Annotated in this window: 7 protein-coding genes; 2 read left to right on the top strand and 5 right to left on the bottom strand. The window is 46.4% G+C overall.

Going from position 1 to position 7,194, the window contains the following annotated elements; all coding sequences use genetic code 11:
* Window positions 1-416 precede the first annotated feature (416 nt).
* The gene (locus BOW53_RS11920; RefSeq protein ID WP_078488202.1) at window positions 417-833 is read left to right on the top strand and encodes a terminase small subunit; all 417 of its coding nucleotides are present in this window, start codon (window positions 417-419) and stop codon (window positions 831-833) included.
* A gap of 104 nt (window positions 834-937) precedes the next feature.
* Here BOW53_RS11920 and BOW53_RS11915 read toward each other — a convergent pair whose 3' ends face one another.
* The 5 genes from BOW53_RS11915 to BOW53_RS11895 all read right to left on the bottom strand — a co-directional run bounded on the left by BOW53_RS11915 (window position 938) and on the right by BOW53_RS11895 (window position 5,370).
* Window positions 938-1,267 (bottom strand): hypothetical protein, encoded by a 330-nt coding sequence (locus BOW53_RS11915; protein WP_078488201.1) that lies wholly within the window; start codon window positions 1,265-1,267, stop codon window positions 938-940.
* 158 nt (window positions 1,268-1,425) lie between these two features.
* Complete coding sequence (locus tag BOW53_RS11910; RefSeq protein WP_078488200.1) at window positions 1,426-3,621, bottom strand: phage/plasmid primase, P4 family; 2,196 nt, start codon at window positions 3,619-3,621, stop codon at window positions 1,426-1,428.
* A 13-nt stretch (window positions 3,622-3,634) separates the two neighbouring features.
* Window positions 3,635-4,258, bottom strand: coding sequence for a hypothetical protein (locus BOW53_RS11905; protein ID WP_078488199.1), 624 nt, complete (start codon window positions 4,256-4,258; stop codon window positions 3,635-3,637).
* 133 nt (window positions 4,259-4,391) lie between these two features.
* Window positions 4,392-4,613 carry a helix-turn-helix transcriptional regulator gene (locus BOW53_RS11900; protein WP_078488198.1) on the bottom strand — a complete coding sequence of 74 codons (222 nt, stop codon included), beginning with the start codon at window positions 4,611-4,613 and terminating at the stop codon, window positions 4,392-4,394.
* A gap of 70 nt (window positions 4,614-4,683) precedes the next feature.
* Complete coding sequence (locus tag BOW53_RS11895; protein WP_078488197.1) at window positions 4,684-5,370, bottom strand: hypothetical protein; 687 nt, start codon at window positions 5,368-5,370, stop codon at window positions 4,684-4,686.
* Between the two features lie 490 nt (window positions 5,371-5,860).
* On the opposite strand from BOW53_RS11895, the gene BOW53_RS11890 reads away from it, so the two are divergent.
* Window positions 5,861-7,063, top strand: coding sequence for a tyrosine-type recombinase/integrase (locus tag BOW53_RS11890; protein WP_078488196.1), 1,203 nt, complete (start codon window positions 5,861-5,863; stop codon window positions 7,061-7,063).
* Window positions 7,064-7,194 lie beyond the last annotated feature (131 nt).

The raw sequence follows: 7,194 nt of genomic DNA, 5'->3' as shown, positions 1-7,194 counted from the left end.
TGTAGCTCATAAGTGCTTCGTCTCTTGGTCGGGAGAAGCGCCGACTCTACCAGCTGGCCCTTCAACTACCAATTGCACTTATTATCCGAAACCGCCATGCATAGGTTTGAAGTGTTAAATGATAAATCAAAATCATAACAAGGCTATAAAACCCGGACGTCAAATACAGCGCCTGTAGTTCCTCTCTAAGCAGTTTTTGCCTACAGTTATTGCAACATTGGCGTCTGCTTCTGACTAGGAGCGGACAACTCCATACCAACGAACTAAGGACGGCTATGATCGTATTGCGGGTGCTCTACAATTAATGCAAGAAGGTCCGTTCAGGGTTGAGCTCGGCTGTTTGACCTTCAATGTAAAATGTCTGCTTAGCATTCATTAGACACAGGGATGCATGCAGATAGTGTTATAATTACACTATGTCATTAAGCCCTCGCCAAATCCGCTTCATCAACGAGTACCTCATCGATAGAAATGGGACCCAAGCTGCCATTCGAGCCGGATACAGCAGAAAGACAGCCAGGCAAATAGCCACAGAGAACCTTTCAAAACCTCACATCAGGGCTGTGATCGACCAGAAGTGCCGGGAGACCGAGGAGCGGCTCCAGGTACAGCGTGATGACGTTCTACGCGGCCTCCTGAGCGCCTTCATGTGGGCTAGAGAACAAGGACAGCCTATGGCGATGATCGCCGCTATGAGAGAGGTAGGGAAGCTCCTGGGGTACTACGATAAGCCCGTAGAGAAGCCCGTACTGTCCAGCGATCTGAAGGAGTTGAAGCGGCAGTATGAGGCCATGACGGACGAGGAGTTGCTGGCGCTAGTCCAGGGGGAGTAGGCGACCGTGACCGCATTTAAAAGCGGTGGCGGACTTGGGTTCGCCGTGATGCGCTACTCCTCATTTTCGGAACAGTGCGCACCTCACTTGTGCGGAGTATCTTGTCACCCTTCAGGCATGGTAGGTTTTCTCACATAGGTGGGTGCCTCGTAGACTGAGTAGTCGATATCTGTTTCATTCCAATGAGCTTGTTTCTGCTCCCGGCGCTGTGCAATGGTTACGCCGAAGATTTCTTGGTGGAGCGTTTCCATGCGCTTTTGCAGTTCGGCGGAAGTGGCCAAGTCTAGAACAATTGCAGCTCGTAGATATCCCTCGCAGCGGGGTTTCATCTCGGGTGGTGCTTTGATGCCCTGACGGGAGAGTTCGAAGAGTTGTTTGAGTTGCCGATCGAGTTCCTCGAAATAGGCAGTGTTCGCATCATGTTTAGTTGTCATTTTTTACATTATGGGGCTGTGGGCGTTTAGGACATTAAAACAGCTGTTTTGAATTACCTCCTAGAGATTTTTTATATAGAAAAGAGTTTTTTAGGGGCTAGAAACGTCCCAAACGTCCAAAAATGGCCCGACAGCTGCCGGGGCCAGTATTTAACTAACTACTTTCTGGCTTCGATCCGATCCTGTAGCAGTTCCATCTCGGTTTTGAGACGAATACCACGCCAGCCCCGGCTTCCTCTGATCTTACACGAGATAAAGCCCCTGTCCGACAATTTACGGCCGAAGGCTTTTTTAGTTATAGACGATACAAGCCTGTCCCCATCGTGATAAAAGTGGAAGCTGCCGTATAGGTCGGCAGTATTGCATCGCTCATTTTCCCCGATAACGCACATGTCTTCTATCCATTCTTGGAATAGATCCATTTCGGTGCGATATGAGACGGTAGCGTTACTGATACATCTTGGAATGGTTAGTCCGCTTTTTAGGTACTGCCGATACCCCTCCAGTGCCCAGTTCAAGATTCCAGATAGCTCTGCCGTGAGCCTTTTGGTTAAGTGCTTGTCACGTTTGTCAGCATCGAACTTCTGCTCGAAGGGTACAAGCCGGATCCTTCGCCAAATAGCGTGATCTTCTCCCCGAATTATAGGCTTATGGTTCGTCACCATGATGGGACAAAAGTTGGGTCTGAATTCGACGGAATGCCTGCCATAAGGAACGCGTCCTGTAAGGATGTCATCGCCAGTCATTCGCTTGACCATATCTTCATCTAGTACTTGGCCATCACCGACCTCGGATGTTGATATTAACCGTGCGCCCTGTAGCCTGACGATGTCTTCTCTTGGGCCTCCACTGCTCTGAAAGCGCCTCACCATGAACAGAGAAGGATCTACTGTCCTGCAGTACTCTCCGAGGAGCCAGTTTAGAACTGAGAGAAATGTGGACTTTCCATTTGCACCATGCCCATACAACACCACAAACATCTGTTCAGGGTTACCACCGGCAAGACAATATCCTACAAGCTGCTGTAGGAAGATCCCCAGTTCGTTGTCACCTCCTGTTATCTCCTCGATGAATTGCGTCCACCTTGGGCATGGCGCCTCTGGGTCATAGGTCGCTCGGCTACATTTAGTGATGTAGATGTCTGCACTAGGATTAACCAGTTCATTTTTTCGCAGATCGATGATCCCATTTTCAACTCCAAACAGATGATCGTCACGGTCAAGATGGGAACTAAGAATTGAGATGCCAGGCTCTGACTGCGCCAAACTAAGAAGGTTATTCAATGCCGCTGCTCTTTCAGAACTTTTGGCAAATCTCCGAACTTTTTCTAGGAAATCAGAATTCTTTTCTCCTGCGTATTCTTTTTCTATTGAACGGACTGTATGCTTTGCCCGCTGCTGAATTTCTCCCTTTATTGATGGTCTCCATAGATGATCATTCCGGATAAACCAACACGCAATATCAGGTACATAGCGTACTTCATTGCCATGAAGTCTGAGAAATAGCTCTGCGTTACCTAACTCTGTTAGTGGTAATATTTTTCGTCCTTCGGGGTAAGAATAAGCAGACTCCAGACATTTTCTAGCCTCAGCATCATCAAGTGGTGGAGAGCATGAAGCAGCGGCTTGTCTAATTTGACCCCAAGCCTCGCCTTCTTTAACGCGCTTATTTCGCAGACTGCAAGCCAACCTGAATAGGCCATCATTACGCTGACCCTCCACAAAGAACGCAGCCTCATTAGCAGGCTTGAAGCTTCCAGTTGTAGTTGGTGTTAGGACTTCATGGCATAGTGTAATTGGTATAGGTGTTATGTCAGCGCTCTCGTCAGCGAATTCATAGGTAACTCCATCGATTGAAGAGCCGGGAGCGACGATATAGCCACCGTCTGATTTGAAATCGAGACCGGGGCGAAAACCAGTCCGGTTTTTCAGTCTCGTATTACTGCACCCGAAATAATAATGTTTGCCTCCAGATGGGGTTATAACAGTCAGGGTGTAAGGTAGCTTTCCATGAACAGACTCAAGTTCTGTTAGGGACTCTAGACCTTTTGCCCCTTTTTTAACGTCAATGTCAAGAACTTCGATTCCTGATGTACCTCCTGTAGCGATACCGATGTTTGCATTAGGGTATTTATTCCACCAATTCTGAATGGTGGCTTCATCTGTTGTGGCCTCCTTGACTCCATTAACTGTGCGTGGATGTTTACCTTTGGAGTGGCAGTCCTGGTTTTTGCATGAGCATCGGCCATCGACTGATGTGTGTAATGGGATTACATGCCATCCTTTTTCAGCATAAGAAAGGGCTATTTCTTGCGTTGATTGTTTGGTGCGGTTTTGTGTAGTGACTTTACTCATGACAGTCACCGCCTTATTTGACTAGAACAACTTCAGGGTCAACGCCCATTTCGGTCAGATAAGTACGAATTTCACTGTCTGATTCGTTCAGTCTACTTATAATTCTGTCATCAACTTCATAGCGCATGAGCAAGGTGAAGTGGAGGTCTTTATCCACTTGTTTGACTATTACCGGGCGCCTGTATGGATTTCCTTCCGTATTCTCTAACTCACAATCAATAAACTCACCAATGAACTGTTTCCGAATCCTGTAGTTTCTATTTTGGTTGCCTGTAAACCATTTCCGGTCATTTTCTACCCATTCATAGTCTGCTTCAGTGCTTATAAAATCCAGTTTCTCTTCAGATAATTCAAGCCGTAAAATATTTCGGCGAAATATCTTGTATGTATATTTTTCAGGTGCTGATCGAATCCGGCTATTACATTCCAAGAAAAAGTTAGGATTAAAAATTGAATCCTGGCATTTTTCGCATAGGTCATAAAACCATTCATCATTGCTGCCACTAAATTTCTTACAAAACCAAGTACCGTCAAGAAGAATGGTGTCTCTGTTGATCTCTTGATCACATCCTGGGCAGTGAGTAGGGTCGTTGTCTTCAAGGCGAAATAACTTGACTTTAGATTCGAGTTTATACATTTGGAGTATCCTCTATATATTGAGAACGATACGCGATAAATACAGCAACAGACTGATCAATATGAATATATTATTGTTCCTCTACTAAGAGAGGAGTGGGTCGTTGCTACGATTTATCGGGCGTCGGCCTTATTTATTTGTCAGTAGGGGTGTAATCTGGTGATGTCTCGCGAGATTCAATCCATTCATGAAGCTCATCTGAGCGCCAGGCTACAGTCCGTCCACTCAGCTTGTATGGGGCAGGGAAAGCGTTTTCGGAAATCAGCTTATACAGTACCGAATGGCTTAGGCCGGTCATTTGAAGGACGTCAGGTTTCCTATAGAAACGCAGATCGAGGGTAGCGGTAGTTTCCATTGATGTTTCCTTTAGGTTGTTAATGTGTCGGAAACATCATCTGATTTAACGAATGTCTTCTCAGGAAAAATCAGGTGAAAAATAGACCTATATTTTTCCCATGAAGATTCTTTTGGTGTTTTCTGAGTAACTTTACGTAGGGATACAGTACCTGATCGAAAAAATCAGACTCATATTCCTTCCATTCATCAGGATGAATATCATCGAGTCTCTTGCGTGTTGCATCACTTTCAATATCAGGCTCTATGATTGCAGCAAGTTCAGTAATCGTGCTTGCTTTTACTTCTTTGCCATATGTGTTTTCAGCAATGGATCTAATAAGTTTTCGTTGTTGTAGCATGTTTCCGCCAGATTTAAATCCACGCTCTGGCGTTGTTTGTACTTTTAATCGTCTAAGTAAATCAATCAAAAGCATTTGTTCACTTTGGCTCTCAAATATGGCAGTGCTTTCGGTTATTGTAAGAAGACGATTAATGCAATTCGACATTTGAGAAAGCGTATTTTTGGTAAAGGGTTGTTCAGTTTCATCATGATAGGTGAGTAGCCCTTCTGCTACAGCAGCTGCAAGATCGCCGGGTGAGCATTTATCTGATTTGCTTGCGGCAGACAAGAAGTTGTGATCCTTTTTCAATTTCGCCATGAAAGGGTGGTCAATAGAAGTTGGGGTATCGAAAGGCGGGAACTCAAAAGCGGTGTCCCTGGCATTGCTCCATGCCGCAATATAGTCTTCCGCGTCTTTGATATCTTTTTTATCCATATATTGAATCCTTTCAGTCACTGTTTCGGTCCGGATGAGTTTGCCTCAACATTTAGTTTGATGAAGTTGGTTCTGTCTCTGAATCTTTTACTGTCACTTAGACAATATGGTATGTGATGAGATCTGAGGAGATCATAGTTGGTATGGGAGGAGGGATGGCAGGATAATTTGACGGTATATTTGACGGTATATCGGTATTTTTATAAATATAAAATATAAGAAAAACAATAAGATGAAAAGGAAATTCAATAGTACCCGTACCACCAAATTATAACCCAACGATGTCCAGAATTTTCCTGAAGCCCGCGTAGTAGCGGGCTTTTTTGCTTCCCTTTTGTCCAATAACGTCTATTATTATCCAGTAGTATCCCGTCATTTTTACGGTATTTCTGACGGTCTATGCAGTATGCGTGTAGACATGTACCGCCAAAATTCTCCGTTATTTTAGTGGTACAGGAGGTCGAAATGGCACGGAAAACACACCCACTCAGTGGATTCTGAGATTCGAGCTGCAAAGCCACGTGATCGGCAATACAAGCTGTCTGATGGTGGTGGGCTCTATTTGCTGGTACATCCGAATGGTGGGAAGTATTGGCGGTTGGACTATCGTTTGGGGAGTAAGCGGAGAACTCTCGCGATTGGGGTGTACCCAGATAAAACCCTACAGGCAGCCAGGGAAGTGCGTCGTAAGGCGCGACAGGCCTTAGCCAATGGGATAGACCCTGGAATCCAGAAAAAGGCCCAGAAGGCTGCAGAGAGTGATGCGGAGACCTTTGAGGTCATAGCCCGGGAATGGTTTGGCAAATTTTCCCAGCGATGGTCCAAAGGGCATGCTGATAAGATTGTTCGCCGCCTGGAGCGTGATGTTTTCCCCTATCTCGGGCGTCGGCCTACCAAAGAGATTACCGCCCCTGAAGTGCTTGCTGTGCTGCATAGGATCGAAAGTAGGGGGGTCCTGGAGACTGCGCACAGGGCAAAACAGAACGCCGGCCAGGTATTCAGATATGCAGTAGCTACAGGGCGAGCTGAACGTGATCCAACAGGAGACCTGGAAGGTGCCCTCCCGCCACCTAAGAAAAGCCAGTTTGCCGCAATTACAGACCCGAAACAGGTAGGTGAGCTTTTGAGGGCGATTGACGCCTATGGGGGTTCCCCTGTCGTCAAGGCTGCCCTCCAGCTTTCTCCTTTGGTGTTTGTCCGTCCTGGGGAGTTACGGCAAGCAGAGTGGTCGGAAATCGATCTTGAAGCAGCGCAATGGGTGATACCTGGTTCCAAGATGAAAATGGGCTTTGATCATATCGTTCCGCTTTCGCTCCAGGCCGTGCAAATATTGAAAGAGCTACACAAACTGACAGGCAGAGGCGTCTACGTCTTCCCAGGTGCGCGGTCTAGCAAGCGACCACTAAGTGACAATGGAACTAGGACCGCTCTAAGAGCTTTGGGCTATGGAAATGATGAAATGACCCCTAACGGTTTCAGGGCTATGGCCTCAACCCTTCTGAACGAGCAAGGTTGGCGCCCTGGTGTGATCGAGCGACAACTTGCCCATTCAGAGCAAAATCGAGTACGGGCTGCATATCACCGCTCTGAGTATTTAGAAGAACGGAAAAAAATGATGCAGGCCTGGGCGGATTATCTCGATGGATTGAAGAGTGGGGCTGATGTGGCATTGACTCTGTGTCAGGATAGATAGCTGTTCACAGTTTCTGCTTTTAGTCGAGCTTTTGGGAACCTCGAAAAACACCGTCGTCATCATCAGCTGATCACGTGACCGGTTAAAACAGCAGCCCAATATTCGATTTCCCGTTCATTTCTTCGTTCTCT

The organism is Solemya velesiana gill symbiont, from assembly GCF_002020805.1.
Taxonomy (GTDB): Bacteria; Pseudomonadota; Gammaproteobacteria; order Chromatiales; family Chromatiaceae; genus Sedimenticola_A.
This window is presented reverse-complemented; position numbering and strand designations above follow the sequence as displayed.